The sequence below is a fragment of the Pseudomonas sp. GYB4201 genome (genome assembly GCF_056312595.1).
Genome location: NZ_JBWGIG010000014.1, coordinates 28,852 through 48,353 on the forward strand (window position 1 = coordinate 28,852; position 19,502 = coordinate 48,353).

Below are 19,502 nucleotides of genomic sequence, written 5' to 3' on the forward strand. Positions count from 1 at the left end.
CTACGGGAGCGGCGTAGCAGCTGCCGAAGGCGGCGTCCGGCGGTGGGCCTGCCCAATCGCGGCGCCTGGGACGCGACCTTGGGCCGCTGCTACGGGGTTATACCGTCATTAATTTTTCCTTGGTGATGGGCAGGCTGCGGATGCGCTTGCCGGTGGCGTGGTACACGGCGTTGGCCACGGCCGCCGCCAGGCCGGTGACGCCGATCTCGCCGATGCCGCGGGCGCCGAACTCGCTGAGGTTCAGGTCGGGGAAGTCCAGCAGGGTCACGTCGATATCCGGCTGGTCGGCGTGCACCGGCACTACGTACTCGGCGTAGTTGTTGTTGGCCGGCAGGCCGGTGCGCGGGTCGAACTCGCCGGCTTCGAACAGGGCCATGCCGATGGCCATGACAATGGCCCCCTCCACCTGGTTGCGCGCCGCCAGCGGGTTGACCACCTTGCCGACGTCGATGGCGCTGACCACCCGCGCCACCCGCAGGCGCGAGATGCCCGGGTCCCAGCGCACCTCGACGAAATGCGCGCCGAAGGAGCGAAAGGAAAACTCCCCCGACTTGGCGCCGCTGTGGAAGAAGCCCTCGGCCCGCGCCAGCCGCTGGCGGTCCAGCACCTGGGCGAAGCTGGCGCGCTGGTCGCCGTTGACCAGCTGCCCGCCGTCCACCTGCAAGTGCTCGGCATCGGCGCCGGCGAACACCCCGCCCGGCGCCACGGCGTATTCACGCAGTTGCGTCAGGGCCTGGCGCGTGGCACCGGCCAGTGCCGGCATCAAGCTGGCGGTGAGCCAGGAGCCACCCGACAAGGCGCCCGGCGGCAACGCCGAGCTGCCCAGCTCCACTTCAATGCGCTCCACCGGCAACCCGGTCAGCTGCGCCACCGTCTGCGCAGCCACGGTGTAGGTACCGGTACCAATGTCCTGCACGCCCGACTGCACCAGCGCGCTGCCGTCGGCACGCAGGATCACCCGCGCTTCGGTGGGCATCTGGAACGCCTCCCAGTTGCAGGCGCCCACGCCATAGCCAATGATTTCATCGCCTTCGCGCATGGAGCCAATTTCGCCATTGCGCCGCTCCCAACCAAAACGCTGCGCCGCCTGCGCCAGCGCTTCGGGCAGGTGGTTGCCGGAGAACGGCAGGTTCAGCGCTTCATCACGGGTGGCCAGGTTCAGCTTGCGGAACGCCACCGGGTCCATGCCCTGCAGCAAGGCCATCTCGTCAATCGCCGACTCCAGGGCAAACAACCCAGGGGCGGCGCCCGGCGCGCGCATGGAGGTGGGCGTGCCGCGGTTCAGCGGGCTGTGCTTGTGCGACACCAGCACGTTGGGGCAAGAGTACAAGCTGCTGGTGACGCCACCGCAGGCCTCGGTGTAGGCGTCCAGGGTGGAGGTGCTGTTGACCGACTCATGCCGGATCGACAGCAGCTTGCCGCTGGCATCGGTGGCCAGGCGAATACGCTGCTGCGTCTCGGGCCGATGGCCCACGGTGGTGAACATCTGCGCGCGCGGCAGCATCAGTTGCACCGGCCGCTGGGTGGCCTTGGCGGCCATGCAGGCGGCCACCGAATGCGGCCAGGGCCACAGCTTGCCGCCAAACCCCGAGCCAATGAACGGCGCGCGCACCTCGACCTTGTCCGGCGGCAGGTCGAAGACGTTGGCGAGCATGTTGCGGTGGTTGACCACGCCCTGGGTGGCCTCGTAGACGTACAGCCGGCCGTCCTGCCACCAGGCGGTGGTGGCGTGCATTTCCATCGGGTTGTGCACCTCCACCGGCGTGGTGTAGGTCTGGTCCAGCTGGTGCGCCGCGCCCTCGTAGCCAGCCTGGGGGTCACCACGGCTGTGGCCGCGGCCGCCGTCCGTGGCACCATGCAGGCGCAAGGCGTCGGCCAGGGTCCTGGTCGGCTCGCTCTGTTCGTAGTCGACCTTCACCTGATAGGCCGCGGCGCGCGCATGTTCGAAGGTGTCGGCCACCACCAGCGCCACGAACTGGCCCGGGTAGTACACGCCATCGTCCTCGAACGGCAGCCGGTGCTCGTCGGCCTTGCTGGCGGTCAGCACGTCCTTGAGCGGCGTGTTGGGCGTGCGGTGCAACGGCCCGACGTTGCCGTGGTGCAGCACACTGACCACGCCAGGCATGGCCCTGGCCCGGGCGTCGTCGATGGCCCGCACGCGGCCACTGGCAATGCTGCTGTACACGCCATAGGCGAACAACAGGCCGGGCATGGGGTGGTCGGCGGCATAACGCGCCGCGCCAGTGACTTTCTGGCGGCCGTCCACGCGGGGCGTGGGGGTGCCGATAATGCTCTGGTTCATGGGCAGCTCCTAGGCGGTCAGGTCTCGCAGGTTGCGGATGATGGCCTGCTGCCCCAGCGGGATCTTGAAGGCGTTGTGTTCGTAGGCGTGGGCGTCCTTCATGGCGAGTTGCGCCACGCGGGTGAAGCTGTCCAGCGTTGCCGGCTGCCCCACCAGCGCCTGCTCGGCTTCACGCGCGCGCCAGGGCTTGGTGCCCACCCCGCCCAGGGCGATGCGCGCCTGGGTGATGCGCGGGCCATCGAGCACCAGCACCACCGCGCTGGACGCCAGGGCGAACTGGTACGAAGTACGGTCGCGCAGCTTCAGGTAGCCCGAGCGGCTGTTGGCCAGGGGCGCGTCCAGGGTCAGGTGGGTGATCAACTCGTGGGGCTGCAGCGCGTGTTCCTGCCAGGGCGTGTCGCCGGGCAGCAGGTGGAAGTCGGCAAAGTCGATCTCCCGCGAGCCGGCCGCGCCCTGCACGGTGACGCGCGCACCGATGGCCGCCACCGCCACGCACATGTCCGAGGGGTGGCTGGCAATGCAGTGCTCGCTGGTGCCCAGCACCGCGTGCACGCTGCGGTTCAGCCCGCCGATGGCCGCGCAGCCGCTGCCCGGCTGGCGCTTGTTGCAGGGTGAAATGCCGTCACGGAAGTAGTTGCAGCGCACCCGCTGCATGATGTTGCCGGCGGTGGTGGCCTTGTTGCGCAGCTGGGTGGAGGCCCCGGCCAGCAGCGCCTGGGACAGCACCGGGTAGTGCAGGCGCACCCAGGGGTGCCGCGCCAGGTCAGTGTTGCTGACCAGCGCGCCAACCCGCAGGCGGCCGTCGGGCAAGGGCTCGATCTGCTTGAGCGCCAGGCGGTTGATATCGACCAACTGGTCGGGCTGCATCACGTCCAGCTTCACCAGGTCGAGCAAGCTGGTGCCGCCGGCCAGGTACAGGCGCTGGCCTGTCCCGGACGCGGTGCGCACGGCGTTGGCGGCCGAGTCGGCGCGCGAATAGTCGAAGGTACGCATCAGACCGCCCTCCCCATCTTCGCCCGCGCCGCCTGCACGGCCGCCAGGATGTTCTTGTAGGCGCCGCAGCGGCAGATATTGCCGCTCATGGCCTCGCGCACGCTGGCGTCATCGGCGGGGATGTTCGGGTCGTTGAGAATGGCCACCGCGCTCATGATCTGCCCCGAGGTGCAGTAGCCGCACTGGTAGGCGTCGTGCTCCCAGAACGCCTGCTGCACCGGGTGCAGGGCGCCGTCCTTGGCCAGCCCTTCGATGGTGGTGATGCTCTCGCCGTCGTGCTGCACGGCAATGGACAGGCACGAATTGATCGCCACGCCATTCACCAGCAAGGTGCAGGCGCCACATTGGCCGTGGTCGCAGCCCTTCTTGCTGCCGGTCAGTTGCAGGCGGTCGCGCAGCACGTCCAGCAGGATGGCGTTGGCCGGCACGTTGAGGCTGTGCCACTGGCCATTCACCTGCAGCTTGATGCGCTGCTCGCCAGCGGCGGGCGCGTCCGGATCGTTGACTTCGGCCGCCGGCGCCACGCCATGGGCCAGCGCTGGCGGTATCCAGTGGGACACGGTGGCGGCGGCGATGCCCGAGGCACCGAACTTGAGGAAATTGCGCCGCGACGCCTGGGGCGCCGCCGCATCATGGGCATCGGCCGGTGGCCTGTTCTTCTGGTCAGTCATCAGGTTCACCCTCACGTGGGTTGCATCACATTGCAGCTGACTACTGAAGGGCCACCGGGTTCGATCCAGTGGCCCAGCGGTGCTTCAGAGCTCCTGGCGGGTCGGCCGGAAGAGAATTTCGTTGATGTCGACCTCCGGCGGCTGGCTGATGGCGAACGCCACGGCGCGGGCGAACGACTCTGCAGGAATCGCGTACTCGTTGTAGAAGTTCTGGATGTGCCCGGCGATATCGGCCTCGGTGATGCTGGCCGGCAGGTCGGTGTCGATCGCGCCCGGGGAGATCACCGTGGTGCGGATGTCGTAGGGCTTGACCTCCTGGCGCAGGCCTTCGGAGATCATCAGCACGGCGCTCTTGGTCGCCGCGTACACGGCGCTGCCCGGGCGCACCTTGTGGCCGGCCACCGAGGAGACGTTGATGATCTGCCCGGCTTTCTGCTGGATCATGTGCGGCAAGGCGGCGGCAATGCCGTGCAGCACGCCCTTGATGTTGACGTCGATGGTCTGGTGCCAGTCCTCGATTTTCAGGCGCTCGAGCGGCGAGTGGGGCATGATCCCGGCGTTGTTGATCATCACGTCGATGCGGCCGAAGGCGCTCACGGCCTGGTCCACCAGGGCCTTCACGGCCACGGCGTCGGTGACGTCGGTGGCCACGGCCAGGGCTTCTGCGCCGCTGGCGCGCAGCGCCTGGGCCACGGCTTCGATACGCTCCAGGCGGCGCGCTGCCAGCACCACCCGCGCGCCCTGGGCGGCCAGGTGGCGTGCGGTGGCTTCGCCCAGGCCGCTGCTGGCGCCGGTGATGACCACGACCTTGGCGGAGATGTTATTGCTCATGGAGTTGCCTCTGCGTGATGACGGTAGGATGGTCATCAGCATAGGTTGATGGTAAAACCTCAACAATCCGTGCCATTGCGCACGATGTAATGAGGATTTTTCATCAATGCAACGCGCCGGCCTGTCCGAACTCAACGCCTTCGCGGCGATCGCCGAATTGAAGAGCTTCCGCGCCGCCGCCGCCAGGCTGGGCGTGTCGCCCTCGGCGCTGAGCCACACCATGCGCAACCTGGAGGCACGCCTGGGCCTGCGCCTGCTGAACCGCACCACCCGCTCGGTGGCCCTGACCGAGGTGGGCGAACGCCTGCTGCGGCGGATCATGCCGGCGCTGGCCGACCTGGATGAAGCGGTGACCGAAGTGGTGTCGACCAGCAACCGCCCTTCGGGCTCGGTGCGCATCAGCGCCGCCGAAGCCGGCGCGCGCCCGATCATCCGCGAGGTGCTGCCCGCGTTCCTGGCCACCTACCCGGACATCCACGTCGAGTTCGTCATCGACACCCGCTTCGTCGACATCGTCGCCGATGGCTTCGACGCCGGCATCCGCGTGCACGAGGACATCCCCCTGGACATGGTCGCGGTGCCGTTCGGCGAGCCGCTGCGCTTCGCCGCCGTGGCCTCGCCCGCCTACGTGGCGCAGTACGGCACGCCACGCGCGCCCCACGACCTCAAGCAGCACCGCTGCATTCGCTACCGCTTCGCCAGCGGCGCGATGTACCACTGGGGCATGGAGCGCGCCGGCGAGGTGGCGGTCATCGACGTGGACGGGCCGATGACCCTGGGCAACACCAACCTGATGGTGGACGCCGCCCTGGCCGGCATCGGCGTGGCCTGGATACCCCACTACCACGTCGAGGCCCACGTGCAGGCCGGGCGGCTGCTGCACCTGCTGCCCGAATGGAGCCCGACGCTGCCGGGGCTGTGCTTCTATTACCCGGCCAACCGCCACCCGCCGATTGCCCTGAGGCTGTTCATGGACGCGGTGCGCGAGTGGGAGCATCGGCGCCGGCTCGAGCCGCGCTGAAAACGACCCCGGCGCGCCGCCCATGTCGTTCCCTGAAAGCCTCGTGGCGCAACTGAAACAGCCCGCCGCTTGCACCCGGTTTAAGCTAGCGCCCCAGGAACGCCTGACAAAACAATAACATGCAAAGCGGCGTGGCCCAGGATTGGCGCTGTCGAGCTTCACCTGCCTCTTCGTGTCACTGCCCTTCTCTGCCCCCTAAAACCCTCGAACAAGAGCAGAGTATGACGAGCCTGAACGATCAAAGCGGCGGCCAGCTGTCCAACGGCTTCAAACCGCGCCACGTAACCATGCTGTCCATTGCCGGGATCATTGGCGCGGGGCTGTTCGTCGGCTCCGGCCATGCGATTGCCGCCGCCGGCCCCGCCGTCATCCTCGCCTACCTGGCCGCCGGCACCCTGGTGGTGCTGGTGATGCGCATGCTTGGCGAGATGGCCGTCGCCAACCCCGACACCGGTTCCTTTTCCACCTACGCCGAAAAAGCCATCGGGCCCTGGGCCGGCTTCACCATCGGTTGGCTGTACTGGTGGTTCTGGGTGCTGGTGGTGCCCATCGAGGCGCTGGCCGCCGGGCACATCCTCAACCAGTGGTTTCCCTGGTGCGACACCTGGATCTATGCCCTGGCGTCGGTGGTGCTGCTGAGCATCACCAACCTGTTCGGCGTCGACAAATACGGCGAGTTCGAGTTCTGGTTCGCCCTGCTCAAGGTCACCGCCATCATCGGCTTCATCGGCTTCGGCGCCGCCGCCCTGCTGGGCTGGCTGCCGCTGCACGAAGGCCCCGGCATCGTCAGCCTGATGCGCGAGCACGGCGGCTTCGCCCCCAACGGCCTGACCGCGGTGGTCGGTGCGTTCATCACCATCATGTTCAGTTTCATCGGCACCGAGTCGGTCACCATCGCCGCCGCCGAGTCGGGCGAGCCGTCGCGCAACATCGCCAAGGCCACCCGCTCGGTGATCTGGCGCATCGGCGTGTTCTACTTGCTGTCGATCATGGTGGTGATTTCCGTGGTGCCCTGGAGCGACCCGGCGCTGGCCAGCGTCGGCTCCTACCAGCGCGCACTGGAGCTGCTGCAGGTGCCCCACGCCAAGCTGATCGTCGACCTGGTGGTGCTGGTGGCCGTGACCAGCTGCATGAACTCTTCGATCTACATTGCCTCGCGCATGCTCTACTCCCTGGCCCGCCGCGGAGATGCGCCCGCAGCGGCGGCCAAGACCTCAGGCAACGGTGTGCCGCGCCGCGCCGTGCTGGGCACCGCCGCCGTCGGCGCCTTCATCGCCGCCCTCAACCATTTCGCCCCCGCCAGCCTGTTCGACTTCCTGCTGTCCAGTTCGGGCGCCGTGGCGCTGCTGGTGTACCTGGCGATCGCCGTGTCGCAGCTGCGCATGCGCCGCACCCAGGGCGACGCCCTGACGTTCAAGATGTGGCTGTTTCCCTGGGCGACCTATGGGGTGATCCTGTTCATCCTGGCGGCGATCGCCGTGCTGCTGTTCACCCCCGACCACCGGGCCGAGGCCACCAGCACGCTGATCCTGGCGCTGGCGGTGTCGTTCGTGGGCATCATCACCTGCCGGCGGCGCACGGCCACGGCAGGCGCGGCGGTGAAAGCGCCGGCTTGAAGTCTGCCCTGTAGCCGCTGCCGCCAGGCTGCGCTGGTCCTTTGCCTCGCTGGAAATCTGCGGGCTGCATGACGGCCAGCACAGCCTGCGGCAGCGGCTACGGCTACCACATGCACGTGGACGCGCAACAACTCACCGACCTGCGCCAACGCCTCGCCGCCACCCGTTGGCCAGACAAGGAAACCGTCGCCGACACCTCCCAGGGCGTGGTGATCCCGTCCATTCCCGGCTACGGTTTTTCCGGCAAGCCCACTGAACTGGGACGTGCTGATGAAACGCCTGGGCTATAGCCATTACGTATCCCAGGGGGGCGACCACGGCGCCGCCGGAACTGGTCAAGCCAATCAACAGCGGCGACGCCCCGCCCGCCAGCCTGGGCGGCGCCCTGATGGTCACCCGGCCGCAGACCACCGGCTACCTGCTGTCGGACTCGCCGGCCGGCACTGCGGCGTGGATGTACGAGAAGTTCGCGGCCTGGAGCGACAGCGACGGCCACCCCGAGCGCGTGCTGAGCCGTGACGAGATGCTCGATGACATCAGCCTGTACTGGCTGACCAACACCGGTACCTCGGCCTCGCGCTTCTATTGGGAGAACAACAATAACAACTTCAGCGCCACGGCGCAGAAGACCGCCGACATCAAGGTGCCGGTGGCGATCAGCGTGTTCCCCCACGAAATCTACCGCGCGCCCAAGCGCTGGGCGCAGCGCGCCTACCCATCGCTGAGCTACTTCCACGAAGTGGCCAAGGGCGGCCACTTCGCCGCCTGGGAGCAGCCGCAGCTGTTCAGCGAGGAGTTGCGCGAGGCATTCCGCCCGCTGCGCAAATAATGGCCGCCCGTAGCAGCTGCCGTCAGGCGGCGTCTGCTTCACGCGGTGAGCCAGGCACACCGCAGGGCCCATGACGCGGCCTTGGGGCCGCTGCTACAGGAGATCGGCGTAGCAGCTGCCGTCAGGCGGCCTGGGGCGTGGTTTCAATGCAGGCCGGCCTTGCGCAGTTCCGCTACGTCCGCGGCCTTGAGGCCATAGTCGGCGCCACCGAACTGCTTGCCCACGTAGTTGGCCAAGGTCGCGATCTGCTCGTCCGTCAATGAACGACCAAACGCCGGCATCACCACCTTGTCGTTGCCCATGTCACGCTGCACACCCTGCAACATCACCAGCACCAGGTTGTTGGCGTTGTCGGCACCCACCACACTGTTCTTGTACAGCGACGGGTAGTAGCCGTTGCCGATGCCGCCACCCGACCACTGGTGGCAGCTGGCGCAGTTGCCGCTGTACAGATTGGCGCCTTCAGCCTTGATCGGCGCACCACGCACCGCGGCCAGCGAGGCAATCGGGGCGCCCTGCTCGCTGCGTGCCTTGTCGATGTCGTTGGCCTGGGCCGGCACGCTGCGCAGGTAGGTAACCATGGCCTTGAGGTCGGCATCGCTCAGGTGGCGGGTGCTCTTCTCGATCACTTCGGCCATGGGGCCACCGGCTTGGGCACGGCCCGGCACGTTGCCGGTGCCCAGGTAGCGGATGATCTCGTCATCGCTCCAGCTGCCGATGCCGTCCTGCTTGTGGCTGCTGATGTTGAAGGCCTTCCAGCCGGCAAGGTCGGCGCCGGCGAATTTCTTCGAGTCCTTGAGGCCCATGGTGATGTCGCGCGGGGTGTGGCACTGGCCGCAGTGGCCAAGAGCGTCGACCAGGTAGGCGCCGCGGTTCCACGCCTCGCTCTGCTGGGGCTGCGGCTTGAAGCGGCCTTCCTTGAAGTTGATGAGGTTCCAGAACATCAGCGACCAGCGCTGGTTGAACGGGAACGGCATCTGGTTCTCCGGCACCACGTTGTGCACGGGCGGCGTGCTCATCAGGTAAGCCTTGATGGCCAGCACATCGTCGTCGGTCAGCGCGGTGTAGTCAGTGTAGGGGAACGCCGGGTACAGGTTCTCGCCGTCCTTGCCCTTGCCTTCGTGCACGGCGCGCAGGAACTGGGCGTCGGTCCAGTTGCCGATGCCGGTGTCCTTGTCCGGGGTGATGTTGGGCGAGAACAACGTGCCCATGGGCGTCTTGAAGGGCGTGCCGCCAGCGAACGGCTGGCCGCCCGCCGTGGTGTGGCAGGCCTCGCAGTCGGCGGCGCGGGTCAGGTACTCGCCCTTCTTGATCAGCGCGTCGTCGGCGTTGGCGCCCAGGCTTGCCAGGGACAATGCGGCGACCAGCAAGGTGATGCAGTGTTTAGTGGCTTTCATCACAGGGCTCCTCAGGCGCGCACTTCGGCAAGCAGCTTGTCGCCCAGGCGCACGGCCAGCGCCACCAGGGTCAGGGTGCAATTGACGTTGCCGGCGCTGGCCATCACGCCGCTGGAGGCGATGAACAGGTTGGGATGGTCATGGCTGCGCAGGTCGGCGTCCACCACCGAGTCCTTGGGGTCGTTGCCCATGATCAAGGTGCCCATGATGTGGTTGTTGTTGAAGTAGGTGTCGAAGTAAGTCACGTCGGTGCCGCCGAACAGCTCGGCAATCTTGGTGAAATGCTCGCGGCAGACCACGGCGGCCTTGTCCACGTACTCGTCGACGAAGTAATGCACCTCGGGCTTGGGGATACCCAGGGCGTCGGTTTCGGTGTCGCTGGCACGGATGCGGTTGTTGGGGTTGGGCAGGATGTCGAAGAAGCTGTTGACCATCATCCAGCGCGAGGCCACGTCGCGAATCTGCTCGTTCAGTTCGTCACCTACCAGGCCCTTGCCCACCAGGTATTCGGCCACCGGCCGCACCGGCGAGTAGTTGCCGACGTTGATCTTCATCGACGAGCGCTCGTTGCGGAAATCACCGTCGCGCAGGTTGTTGATGCACGACAGCCGCATGGGCCCGCGGCCTGGCCACAGCGGTTCGTTGGCCAGGAAACGGACGCTGGTGCCTGGGTGATCCATCAGGTTGCGGCCCACCTGGTCGGAGCTGTTGCCGATGCCGTTGGGGTTTTTCTCGCTTTTGCTGATCAGCATCAGCTTGGGCGTTTCAATGGCGTTGGCGGCCAGCACGAAATGCTTGCCGGTGACGCGCACGCTGGTCTTGTCGGGGTTGTAGTAATGCACGGCGACGATGCGGTTGGCGTCATCGTGCTCGATACGGTAGACCACGGCGTTGACGATGAGCTTGGCCCCCGCCGCTTCCGCGCGGCGCAAGGCGGTGCCGCCGTCGTACTGGGCCTCGATCGGGCAGATCGGCATGCAGTTGCTGTTGCCGCAGCAGGCCGGGCGGTCCTCGAAGGCCACGCTGTTGCGGCCGGCCGGTTCCAGTACGGCTTCGTAGCCGGCGGGCGCCACCACGTCCTTGAAGCGCTGGTCCAGGTAGGACATTTTCAGCGGCGGCAACGGGTACGGCTTGCTGCGTGGCGAGCCCAGGTCTTCAGCCGGGCCGGACACGCCCAGCTCCTGCTCGGCTTCGCAGTAGAACGGCTCCAGTTGGTCGTAGCTGATGGCCCAGTCGCGGCCCACGCCGTACTTGGTCTTCATGCGAAAGTCGTTGGGCAGCAGGCGCCAGGCCTGGGCCGACCAGTGCCAGGTGGTGCCACCAGCAACGCGCAGGTAACCGGCCTTGTAGGGGGTGGGGCCCTTCTGGATAAAGTAGCCGTTGTCCTCGGGCGAGTACTGCGGGTGCGGGGCGTGCTCGGTGGGTTTGTACGGGCTTTGCAGGTCGCCCTTGAAGGCGGAGTTGCGGTAGCTCTCGACGATTTCCCAGCGCTGGATGCGCGGGCCGGCTTCGAGCATCAGCACGTCGATGCCGGCGTTGGCGAGTTTGCGGGCGATCTGGCAGGCGGCAATGCCCGAACCGACGATCACCACGTCAGCGGAAGTTGGTGTGGTCATGATGGCTCTCGGGTCAGTTGGCAGGCAGCGGGTACGGCTTGGCTTCCCAATACCCCGGCGCACCGCGGGCATAGGTGGGCAGCACCACCATGTCTTTGATCGGCGGGTACATCAGCGCCTGTTCATAGGCATACGCCTGGTTGCCAACCACCCCGAGGTACCAGGCACGGGTAATCAGGGCCGGCACGAGGGCCAATTCCTTGTGCTGGGCGGTGATATCGGCGGTGAGGTTGCGGGTGGCCTGGCCACGCTCGGCCAGCCACTGCTTGAAAGGCGCCAGCAGGCGGGTGAAGTCGGGGTTGCCCTGGCTCAAGGCCGCGAACAATACCCGGCCCAGCGCCGGGTCCAGCACCTGCTGGCCACACAGCGGCTGGGAGATCGCCATGAACAGGGCGAAATCATCCTGCGCCAGGGTGTCGGCCAGCACGCGGCCCAGCGGTGACAGGCTGAAGGCAGCCGAGGCCGCCATGGCCACGGCACCCGCCCTCAGCACGGCACGCCGGCTGAATACATCGGAGTCTGATAAGGAGGTCATGTTTTTTTTCTCAGGCACACGGCAAGGTAAATCTAGTTCTTCTGGGGAGACTGGTCAGGTAGCCCACGGGAAATGCCCCGCATTGTTTAGGTAACTACCTGGTTCGTCTAACGCGTAACGGGTATCCAGCCATGCGTTTTGTTTATGCCGTGAAACAATCCCTGCTTAAAGATTCATGCTATGCCGCTGGGTTTGCGCATGTTCGCGCAGCAGCATTTCAACCCGCGTGGCTTCCTTGCGCTGGATGGCCTCGACAATCGCCCCATGCTGGCGATGCGCGTAGGCCAGGTCCTGCTTGATGAAGTCGATGTTCTTGCTCTTGAACGTCACGCGCTGCGGCGCCACGAAGGGCACCGCCGAACAGCGTTCCACCAGGTCGCGCAACAAGGGGTTGCCCGCATTGTCCAGCAGCAACTGGTGAAAGCGCTGGTTCATTTCGCCGTAGGCGTGCTCCAGCTCATCCATGGTCAGCTCGGCCTGCAGCAGCGCATCGCCCTCGTCCAGGCACGCCTGGAACGCCGCCAACGCCTCGCTGGAAATGCCGCGCTGGGCACATTCGCGCGCCGCCACGCCTTCCAGGGTGGCACGCAGCTCCAGCGCCGCGAGCGCCTCCTGGGTGGTGAACGTCTTGACTGCATAGCCACGCTTGCCCACCGCCACCAGGTAGCCCTCCTGGGCCAGGGTGGGCAGCGCCTGGCGGACCGGCGTGCGCGAGACGTCGAGCATTTGCGCCAACGCGGCTTCAGTCACGCGCTGCCCCGGCGCCAGGTCGCCACGCAGGATCAACTGGCGAATCTCCAGGGCAACGAGCAGGTGCTGCTTTTGTAGCGAACTCACGGTGGCCTCCCAGGCAGTGTCATCCCCTTCAAGCCGGGGCCAGGTGCGAATACTACCGCCCTGCGCCCCTGGCGGCCATGGCATTCGGGATCCCAACGGTGCCGTCAACGCCTGCAATGCATTGACGGATGCCGCAGGGCAAAGCTAGCATGGGATCCCCAACTAGCAAAAACCCCCTATTTAATCGCCATTTTGATCAATTAGGGATCCCAACAATCTTCACAGGTTACAGGTGACCCACCGCATGGCCAGGATCCTCGGCGCAATCGGTACCTCCCACGTCCCCACCATCGGCTTGGCCTACGACCGCAAGAAACAGCAGGACCCGGCCTGGGCGCCGCTGTTCAAGGGCTATGAACCCATCGCCGCCTGGCTGAAGGACAAGCAGGTGGACGCGTTGGTGTTCTTCTACAACGACCACTGCACCACGTTCTTTTTCGACCTGTACCCCATGTTCGCCCTGGGCGTGGGTGAGCGCTTCACGGTCGCCGATGAAGGCGCCGGCCCGCGCGACCTGCCGCCCATCCGCGGCGACGTGGCCTTGCAGGCGCACATCCTCGAGTCGCTGGTGAACGATGAATTCGACATCACCGTGTTCCAGGACAAACCCATCGACCACGGCTGTGCGTCGCCGCTGCCGCTGCTGTGGCCCCACGAACCCGATTGGCCGGGCGTGGTGGTGCCGATCGCAATCAACGTGCTGCAGTACCCCCTGCCCACGCCGCAGCGCTGCTACCGCCTGGGCCAGGCGGTGAAGCGCGCCGTCGAGTCCTACCCCCGGGACCTCAACGTGGTGATCGTCGGCACTGGCGGCCTGTCCCACCAGATCCACGGCGAGCGCACCGGCTTCAACAACACCGAATGGGACCTTGAGTTCCTGGAGCTGCTGGAACACGACCCGGCCGCCCTGACCCGCCTGACCCACGCCGACTACGTGCGCCTGGGTGGCGCGGAGAGCGTGGAGCAGATCATGTGGCTGTCCATGCGCGGCGCGGTGGAAGGCCCCTTGAAAAAGGTCCATCAGAACTACTACCTGGCCACCACCACCGCCATGACCGCGGTGCTGTACGAAACCGTCCCTGGCCAGGCGTCGGAGCAGCCATCATGAACCCGCAACTGCAAGGCATCGAGGACATTCCCGGCACCTACGTCTTCGACGTGCGCGCCAGCAACCGCACCCTCAACCTCAACCGCTTCCTGTGGCTGATGATCCGCGCCGATTGGCGCCTGCGCTACCGGCAGGATCCGCAGGGACTGATGGCCGAGGCCGGCCTCACCGAGCAGGAACAAGCCATGGTCCGCGAGCAGGACTGGCTGGGGCTGGTGCAGCACGGCGCGAACTTCTTCGTGGTGGAGAAGTTCGTGCGCGTGGCCCAGCTCAGCAACATGCAGGTCTACGCCATGATGCGCGGCGAAAGCTACGAGGACTTCCTGAAAACCCGGCGCGTGCCGGAACTACGCTGACCGTTGCCGGAGGAACCCCCACGTGACGCAACAACACCTTCTACTGCTGTCCGGGCTGCTGTGCGATGCCACCGTCTGGTCGCGCATCAGCCCCGGCCTGCGCGAACAGGCCAGCGTGCAGACCCTGGACTTCCGCGGTTTCGATGACATTGGCGCGATGGCGCGCCATGTCCTCGACCAGGCGCCGCCGCGCTTTGCCCTGGCCGGCCATTCCATGGGCGCGCGGGTGGCCCTGGAGGTCTGCCGCCTGGCACCCGGGCGGGTGCAGCGCCTGGCGCTGCTGGACACCGGCGTGCACCCGGCCCGGCCCGGCGAGCAGGAGTCCCGGCAACGCCTGGTCGACCTGGCCGCCACGGCCGGCATGCACGCCCTGGCCGAACAGTGGCTGCCACCGATGATGCGCGCCGAGCACACGACCGAACGCGCCTTGATGGACCCGCTCATGCACATGGTCGAGGGCATGGACGCCGAGGTGTTCGCCGGCCAGGTGCGTGCCCTGCTTAACCGCCCCGATGCCAGCGCGCAGCTGGCTCACATTCACTGCCCGACGTTGGTGGGCGTGGGGCGCCAGGACCGCTGGAGCCCGGTGGAGCAGCACCAGGGCATCGCCCGGGCGATCGCCCACGCCACCTTGGTGATTTTCGAAGACAGCGGCCACATGGCGCCCTTCGAGAACCCAGCCGCAGTGCTGATGGCGCTGCAGCACTGGCTGCATCTACCCAGCGAGGTCCCGTGCCATGCTCACTGAACTCGAACGCCTACTGATCGAACAGGCCTGCACCCGCCAGATCAAACGCTTCGCCTACCATAACGATCGCGGCGAACATGAGGCGCTGGCGCGGATGTTCACGCCCGACGGCACCTTCGCCCGCCCATCAAAACCCAACGAAGTGCTGGTGGGCCGCAAAGCTATCCTGGCGGCGTTCACCCAGCGCCCCCCGCGCAAGGCGGTGCACCTGGTCAGCAACGTCGTGGTGGACATTGCCAGCGCGACCTCGGCCAGGGCCACGAGCCGGATTGTGCTGTACGCCGCCGGCCTGGCTGCCAGCATCCCCGAGGCACCGTGGTTGATCGGGCATTTCGAGGATGAACTGGTGCTGGCCGGCGGCGAGTGGCTGTTCGCCTCGCGCCGGGGCGGCATCGACTTCACCGTCGGCTAGGGGCACACCCAACCCCGTTGGATGGCCGGCGCGAACAGGCGCCGGTACAACGCCTCCAGGCCATCGAGCAACCGCCGTTGCAGCGTGGCCGCGTGCAGCACCGCCACCACCAGCCAATAGCAGGCCACCGCCACCACCAGCGAGCCGGCGATGTCGAAGGGGAAATGCACGCCCAGGTAGATACGCGCCAGCCCTACCAGCGCGCCCAGCGCCAGTAGCAGCCCGCCCAAGGCCTTGCGCCAGGTACACAGCCCCAGGCCCACGGCGAAGAACACCACCGCGTGGTCGCTGGGGAAAGATGTCTCGGCGGCGTGCGCCAGGTAGGTGTGGCCCAGGGGGATCATGAACGGCCGCGGGTGCATGAAGCACAGGCCGATCAGCACATTGCAGCACAGCGCCAGGCCGGCGGTCTGCGCCGCCATCAGCACCGCCGCGCGGCAGTCGCGCGAGCCCCACAACCACAGCGCCAGCAGCAACAGCGCTACCCCACCGATCAACCACTGGGCGACGGCCGTGGCCAGGAACAGCATGATGTGCGGAGGGTGTTCGCCGGCATTGAGCCACATGAACAGCGTGCGGTTGAAGGCTTCCATCGGTACGGCTCCAGCGAAGACGAAATGAGATAACACTTCGCCAGCATGCGCACTGGGCGGTCAAAAGCAGGTGAAAGGCTGGTCACAAACCCGTAGCAGCGGCCGCTGCGGTAAACCTGGCGCACCGCACGAAGCAGACGCCGCCTGGCGGCAGCTGCTACGCCGCCCTCCCGTAGCAGCGGCCCCAGGCCGCGTCACGGCCGCTGCGGTCGCGTGAAGCAGACGCCGCCCTTCCGTAGCAGCGGCCGCAGGCCGCGTCAGTGCCTGCTCAACTGAAGACGATGCGCGCCACCAGGCCGTGGGGCACGCGGTTGAACAGGGTCAGGGTGCCGTTGTGCGCCTGCACGATGTCGTTGACGATGGACAGGCCCAGGCCGACGCTGCCGGGGCGGTCGCCGCGCGAAGGGTCGAGGCGGAAGAAGGGTTCGATGACGTCCTTGAGCCGCTCCGGGGCAATGCCCGGGCCGTTGTCGGCGACCTCGACGGTGATCACCCCGCCCACCACCGTGGCACTGACGGCCACCTGGGTGGCGAAGCCCAGGGCATTGTCGATGAGGTTGCACATCACCCGCTGGATGGCGTCCGGACGGCATTGAAAACGCAGCTGCAGCGGGCCGTCGTAGGCGATGTGCGCGCCGGCGTCCTCGTAGTCGTCGCACAGCGTGGACAGCAGCGCGCCCAGGTCCAGCCATTCCTTCTTCTCGGCATGCGAGCTGCTGCTCAAGTACGCCAGCGCTGAAGAGACCATGGTCTGCAGCAGGCTGATGTCGCGGATCAGCTTGTCCCGGGAGATCTCCTTGCGGTCGGTTTCCAGTTGCAGGCGCATGCGCGTCAGCGGCGTGCGCAGGTCGTGGCTGACCGCCGCGAGCATGCGCGTGCGGCCCTCGATGGACGCGGTGATGCGTTGCTGCATCAGGTTGAAGGCATGGGCGGCGCGGCGAATCTCCAGCGGCCCTTCCTCGACAATGGGCGCCACCACAATGTCGCGGCCGAAGGCCTCGGCCTGGTCGGACAAGCGCCGCAGCGGGCGCACCACGCGCCAGGCGGCCCAGGCCGACAGCGCGGTCACGCCCACGCACAGAAACAGCAAGGCACCGAAGAACGGAAAGGAAAACCGCGGTGGCTCGCGCTCGATGCGCATGGTGCGCACCTCCAGGGTCTGCTCGCCCAGGGGCACCAGGATCTGGATATTGGCCTGGTCGGCGTCGGGGTTGCAGGCGTGGGCGCTCACCGGTTGCCCAGGCCCCAGTTCGTCGCGCAGGGCCTTTTGCAGGTCGCGGGAATTGAGGTTGGTGTCCGGGCACGGGGTAATCGACGGCTGCAGGGTCATCTTCAGGCCCAGGGCTTGGGCCGAGGCCTGCACGTACTGGCGCTGTTCGGGCGGGGTGGCGCGCAACATCTGCACCAGGTTCGACACCCGGTAGGTGGTCTGCCAGGGCCAGGGCGGGCTTGGCGGCCCGCCGGGCAGAAACAGCAGGCCCAGGAAGACCAGGAAGGTGACCACGGACGAGCCGGTCACGATCGCCAGGATCTGGCCACGAATGGTGCCGAAGTGGCGCAGTATCATGAGTCCGTCATGGAAGGCTGGTTCAAGGGGCGGCTACCGTGATGGGGGTGGTTTAACGTCGGTAGGTGGAGTGTGCGCCACCCTGGCGGTGCCGCGCACCGCCATTGCATGTCAGGGTGGATACGTTTCGTGATGAACAGCACTGCACCTGTAAGTTCTGACAGTATCGCCGCCTGGGTAACCGGCATATCGTCCGGCTTTTCCCCGACCGAGTGCACAATCATGTCGATTAATCATAGCAACCTTGCTCACCCTGGCGAACTGGACCTTGCGTTTGGTGACAATGGCAGAAGCGTGCTGCCGGCCTTTGCTGACCAGGACAGGATGACAGGTGGCCTGTGCTTGGCGGCCGGTGAACATTTTTTTGTGGCCGCGCACGCCAGCGAACAACTCATCGCCAAATACGCCCTGTGCAAGTTCCGGCCCGACGGGGCATTGGAAACTTCCTTTGGCGGAAACAGCGGCTTTATCCTGGGGGAATATCCCTCTGAGGGAAACGCCCAAGGCGAAGCGGTACGCACTCAAGCCCATGGCGGTCAGGAAAAAATTGTGTTGGTGGGTAGCGCCTTTCCTCCGCAAGTGGAATTTGGCGTGCCCGTTACACTCTGGGCCAGCCGTTTCAGCGCCGATGGCCTCCTCGACCCCGGGTTCGCCGACCAGGGGCATCGACGCCTCGATGTCGCGGGCCATGCCTATACCCAGGGCTCCGCTGCGCTCTTCTGTGACGACCAATACACTTATGTCAGTGCCACTTTCCAATCGTTGACGCAGGCGGCCTCGTTTGTCAGCCGGGTGTTCCGCCTTGACCTCGACGGCAATCTGGACCCTGCTTTCAACGGCACCGGCTTTGCCCACATCCAGCACTCCGGTTCCCCCACGCGCATCAGTGCCATGGCCGTACTCCCCCGCGCACGGATCTTGCTGGCGGGAAGTGCCAGCATGGCGAATGGGGAACACGGCCTGTTTGCAAGCCTGAACAACGACGGTACACCGGACCGCTCCTTCGGTGACGGCGGCTATGCGGCGTTCCAGGCAATAGGCCTGCACACAGAACTGCATGGGTTGGTCATTACCCCGGACGGCAAGCCCTTGGCCGTGGGCCGTACGCGGTCAGAGAACTCGACGAGCGATAATCTGGGCCTGGTGTACCGGCTTAGCCAAGAGGGCCAGCCAGATATCGGCTTCAACCAGGGAAACCCAGTCCTCACCAGCCTGGGCCATACCGTACCGGGTGGTCGTTGGCTGGCGGCGATCCTCGACTCCTCCAGTTTGCTGGTGACGTTGGGCGCGGCGCCTAACGTTCATGGTCGAGAGTCGTTCGTGCTCGGACGCTATTCCATTGATGGAGCCCTGGACCCGAGCTTCGGTGTGGAGGGCCTTGCCTACGTGGACCAGGACGATATAAGCACCATCGCGCCTTATTCGCTCATCCAGCAAGCTGCGTCACGACGCCTGGTCGTTGGGTTGAACTACTTGAGCGCCCAGGGCTTCACCGGCCATGTAGTTGGCGTGCACGGCATGAGTGGTGCGGACCTGCCTACCAGGTAGTCAATCATGCCGCCGTCCGTGGCGGGGTGGCGATGGCTGCAAACCGCCCCACCACAGGCTACGCTACACCCGTGCCCCTGCCAGAAAGGAAAACCACATGCCAAGCACCTCTATCGCCCTGAAAACGGCGCTGCCCGCACTCGCGTTGTTGCTGGCAGCCTGCGCCGCACCGCCGCCACCGCCCGGCCCGGACTTTTCGGTGGTGCGCTTCAGCCACGACAACCCCGACGAAATCGTCGGGCAGAAACTCGATGGCAAGAACACCGAGGACGGCAAGTCGTTCAAGGTGAAGGCCGGCTCCCACGACCTGGTCGTGGTGGTGCAGCGCCAGGACACCAACGGCAAGATGCAGTACTGCTTCGCGACCTTGCAGTACGCCAACTTCAAGGATGACGAGGTCTACAACATTCACGAGGACCGCCTGGGCCGCAAGGTGTTCCTCCAGCTTCGCCGCCACACCGAGGTGCTGGCGACGAACGAAGGGCCGTTGAACTGCTCACCCGGTAGCTGATGCCCCACAGG

The 19,502-nt window shown here is 66.4% G+C and carries 16 protein-coding genes and 2 pseudogenes; 8 read left to right on the plus strand and 10 right to left on the minus strand.

Annotated features, from left to right (window positions below):
• Window positions 1-97: 97 nt before the first annotated feature.
• From AC0Z2B_RS15245 to AC0Z2B_RS15260, 4 genes are all read right to left on the minus strand, one after another.
• Window positions 98-2,302 carry a xanthine dehydrogenase family protein molybdopterin-binding subunit gene (locus AC0Z2B_RS15245; RefSeq protein ID WP_476297684.1) on the minus strand — a complete coding sequence of 735 codons (2,205 nt, stop codon included), beginning with the start codon at window positions 2,300-2,302 and terminating at the stop codon, window positions 98-100.
• Window positions 2,303-2,311: 9 nt separating this feature from the next.
• The gene (locus AC0Z2B_RS15250) at window positions 2,312-3,295 is read right to left on the minus strand and encodes an FAD binding domain-containing protein (protein WP_476297686.1); all 984 of its coding nucleotides are present in this window, start codon (window positions 3,293-3,295) and stop codon (window positions 2,312-2,314) included.
• Window positions 3,295-3,966, minus strand: a complete 672-nt coding sequence (locus AC0Z2B_RS15255; RefSeq protein WP_476297688.1) for a (2Fe-2S)-binding protein — start codon at window positions 3,964-3,966, stop codon at window positions 3,295-3,297. The genes AC0Z2B_RS15250 and AC0Z2B_RS15255 overlap by 1 nt, the downstream gene beginning before the upstream one ends.
• An 84-nt stretch (window positions 3,967-4,050) precedes the next feature.
• Window positions 4,051-4,797, minus strand: a complete 747-nt coding sequence (locus tag AC0Z2B_RS15260) for an SDR family oxidoreductase (RefSeq protein WP_476297690.1) — start codon at window positions 4,795-4,797, stop codon at window positions 4,051-4,053.
• A gap of 106 nt (window positions 4,798-4,903) precedes the next feature.
• Here AC0Z2B_RS15260 and AC0Z2B_RS15265 point away from each other — a divergent pair, with 106 nt between their 5' ends.
• The 3 genes and pseudogenes from AC0Z2B_RS15265 to AC0Z2B_RS15275 all read left to right on the plus strand — a co-directional run.
• Window positions 4,904-5,818 (plus strand): LysR family transcriptional regulator, encoded by a 915-nt coding sequence (locus AC0Z2B_RS15265; protein WP_476297692.1) that lies wholly within the window; start codon window positions 4,904-4,906, stop codon window positions 5,816-5,818.
• A gap of 221 nt (window positions 5,819-6,039) precedes the next feature.
• Window positions 6,040-7,434, plus strand: a complete 1,395-nt coding sequence (locus AC0Z2B_RS15270) for an amino acid permease (protein ID WP_473002421.1) — start codon at window positions 6,040-6,042, stop codon at window positions 7,432-7,434.
• Between the two features lie 104 nt (window positions 7,435-7,538).
• Window positions 7,539-8,263, plus strand: a pseudogene (locus AC0Z2B_RS15275) (alpha/beta fold hydrolase); the annotation flags it as partial.
• Window positions 8,264-8,406: 143 nt separating this feature from the next.
• Here the strand turns inward: AC0Z2B_RS15275 and AC0Z2B_RS15280 are convergent.
• The 4 genes from AC0Z2B_RS15280 to AC0Z2B_RS15295 all read right to left on the minus strand — a co-directional run bounded on the left by AC0Z2B_RS15280 (window position 8,407) and on the right by AC0Z2B_RS15295 (window position 12,648).
• The gene (locus AC0Z2B_RS15280) at window positions 8,407-9,660 is read right to left on the minus strand and encodes a c-type cytochrome (RefSeq protein ID WP_476297694.1); all 1,254 of its coding nucleotides are present in this window, start codon (window positions 9,658-9,660) and stop codon (window positions 8,407-8,409) included.
• An 11-nt stretch (window positions 9,661-9,671) separates the two neighbouring features.
• Window positions 9,672-11,276: a GMC family oxidoreductase gene (locus tag AC0Z2B_RS15285; RefSeq protein ID WP_476297696.1), complete on the minus strand. Its 1,605-nt coding sequence runs from the start codon at window positions 11,274-11,276 to the stop codon at window positions 9,672-9,674.
• 13 nt (window positions 11,277-11,289) lie between these two features.
• Window positions 11,290-11,811 carry a sugar dehydrogenase complex small subunit gene (locus AC0Z2B_RS15290; protein ID WP_476297698.1) on the minus strand — a complete coding sequence of 174 codons (522 nt, stop codon included), beginning with the start codon at window positions 11,809-11,811 and terminating at the stop codon, window positions 11,290-11,292.
• A 165-nt stretch (window positions 11,812-11,976) separates the two neighbouring features.
• On the minus strand, window positions 11,977-12,648 hold the full coding sequence (locus AC0Z2B_RS15295; protein WP_476297700.1) for a GntR family transcriptional regulator: 672 nt from the start codon (window positions 12,646-12,648) through the stop codon (window positions 11,977-11,979).
• Window positions 12,649-12,892: 244 nt separating this feature from the next.
• On the opposite strand from AC0Z2B_RS15295, the pseudogene AC0Z2B_RS15300 reads away from it, so the two are divergent.
• The 3 genes and pseudogenes from AC0Z2B_RS15300 to AC0Z2B_RS15310 all read left to right on the plus strand — a co-directional run bounded on the left by AC0Z2B_RS15300 (window position 12,893) and on the right by AC0Z2B_RS15310 (window position 15,272).
• Window positions 12,893-14,112: pseudogene (locus AC0Z2B_RS15300) on the plus strand (gallate dioxygenase).
• 22 nt (window positions 14,113-14,134) lie between these two features.
• A complete protein-coding gene (locus AC0Z2B_RS15305) occupies window positions 14,135-14,860 on the plus strand; it encodes an alpha/beta fold hydrolase (RefSeq protein ID WP_476297702.1) in 726 nt (241 codons plus the stop codon).
• Window positions 14,850-15,272 carry a nuclear transport factor 2 family protein gene (locus tag AC0Z2B_RS15310; protein WP_476297704.1) on the plus strand — a complete coding sequence of 141 codons (423 nt, stop codon included), beginning with the start codon at window positions 14,850-14,852 and terminating at the stop codon, window positions 15,270-15,272. Before AC0Z2B_RS15305 ends, AC0Z2B_RS15310 begins: the two co-directional genes overlap by 11 nt.
• Here the strand turns inward: AC0Z2B_RS15310 and AC0Z2B_RS15315 are convergent.
• Window positions 15,269-15,865 carry a phosphatase PAP2 family protein gene (locus AC0Z2B_RS15315; RefSeq protein WP_476297706.1) on the minus strand — a complete coding sequence of 199 codons (597 nt, stop codon included), beginning with the start codon at window positions 15,863-15,865 and terminating at the stop codon, window positions 15,269-15,271. The two genes, AC0Z2B_RS15310 and AC0Z2B_RS15315, sit on opposite strands and share 4 nt — an antisense overlap.
• A 268-nt stretch (window positions 15,866-16,133) precedes the next feature.
• On the minus strand, window positions 16,134-17,432 hold the full coding sequence (locus tag AC0Z2B_RS15320; RefSeq protein ID WP_416424590.1) for an ATP-binding protein: 1,299 nt from the start codon (window positions 17,430-17,432) through the stop codon (window positions 16,134-16,136).
• Window positions 17,433-17,654: 222 nt separating this feature from the next.
• Between AC0Z2B_RS15320 and AC0Z2B_RS15325 the strand changes: the two genes are divergently transcribed.
• Window positions 17,655-18,980 carry an NHL repeat-containing protein gene (locus AC0Z2B_RS15325; RefSeq protein WP_476297709.1) on the plus strand — a complete coding sequence of 442 codons (1,326 nt, stop codon included), beginning with the start codon at window positions 17,655-17,657 and terminating at the stop codon, window positions 18,978-18,980.
• A gap of 97 nt (window positions 18,981-19,077) precedes the next feature.
• Window positions 19,078-19,491 (plus strand): PA0061/PA0062 family lipoprotein, encoded by a 414-nt coding sequence (locus AC0Z2B_RS15330; protein WP_416424592.1) that lies wholly within the window; start codon window positions 19,078-19,080, stop codon window positions 19,489-19,491.
• The last annotated feature ends 11 nt before the right edge of the window (window positions 19,492-19,502 follow it).

Excerpts from the sequence above, each read along its gene's own strand:
- AC0Z2B_RS15285 (WP_476297696.1), bottom strand. The coding sequence starts at position 11,276 with ATGACCACACCAACTTCCGCTGACGTGGTGATCGTCGGTTCGGGCATT.
- AC0Z2B_RS15310 (WP_476297704.1), top strand. The coding sequence starts at position 14,850 with ATGCTCACTGAACTCGAACGCCTACTGATCGAACAGGCCTGCACCCGC.
- AC0Z2B_RS15325 (WP_476297709.1), top strand. The coding sequence starts at position 17,655 with ATGTCGATTAATCATAGCAACCTTGCTCACCCTGGCGAACTGGACCTT.
- AC0Z2B_RS15260 (WP_476297690.1), bottom strand. The coding sequence starts at position 4,797 with ATGAGCAATAACATCTCCGCCAAGGTCGTGGTCATCACCGGCGCCAGC.
- AC0Z2B_RS15255 (WP_476297688.1), bottom strand. The coding sequence starts at position 3,966 with ATGACTGACCAGAAGAACAGGCCACCGGCCGATGCCCATGATGCGGCG.
- AC0Z2B_RS15330 (WP_416424592.1), top strand. The coding sequence starts at position 19,078 with ATGCCAAGCACCTCTATCGCCCTGAAAACGGCGCTGCCCGCACTCGCG.
- AC0Z2B_RS15320 (WP_416424590.1), bottom strand. The coding sequence starts at position 17,432 with ATGATACTGCGCCACTTCGGCACCATTCGTGGCCAGATCCTGGCGATC.
- AC0Z2B_RS15265 (WP_476297692.1), top strand. The coding sequence starts at position 4,904 with ATGCAACGCGCCGGCCTGTCCGAACTCAACGCCTTCGCGGCGATCGCC.
- AC0Z2B_RS15245 (WP_476297684.1), bottom strand. The coding sequence starts at position 2,302 with ATGAACCAGAGCATTATCGGCACCCCCACGCCCCGCGTGGACGGCCGC.
- AC0Z2B_RS15290 (WP_476297698.1), bottom strand. The coding sequence starts at position 11,811 with ATGACCTCCTTATCAGACTCCGATGTATTCAGCCGGCGTGCCGTGCTG.
- AC0Z2B_RS15315 (WP_476297706.1), bottom strand. The coding sequence starts at position 15,865 with ATGGAAGCCTTCAACCGCACGCTGTTCATGTGGCTCAATGCCGGCGAA.
- AC0Z2B_RS15250 (WP_476297686.1), bottom strand. The coding sequence starts at position 3,295 with ATGCGTACCTTCGACTATTCGCGCGCCGACTCGGCCGCCAACGCCGTG.
- AC0Z2B_RS15270 (WP_473002421.1), top strand. The coding sequence starts at position 6,040 with ATGACGAGCCTGAACGATCAAAGCGGCGGCCAGCTGTCCAACGGCTTC.
- AC0Z2B_RS15280 (WP_476297694.1), bottom strand. The coding sequence starts at position 9,660 with ATGAAAGCCACTAAACACTGCATCACCTTGCTGGTCGCCGCATTGTCC.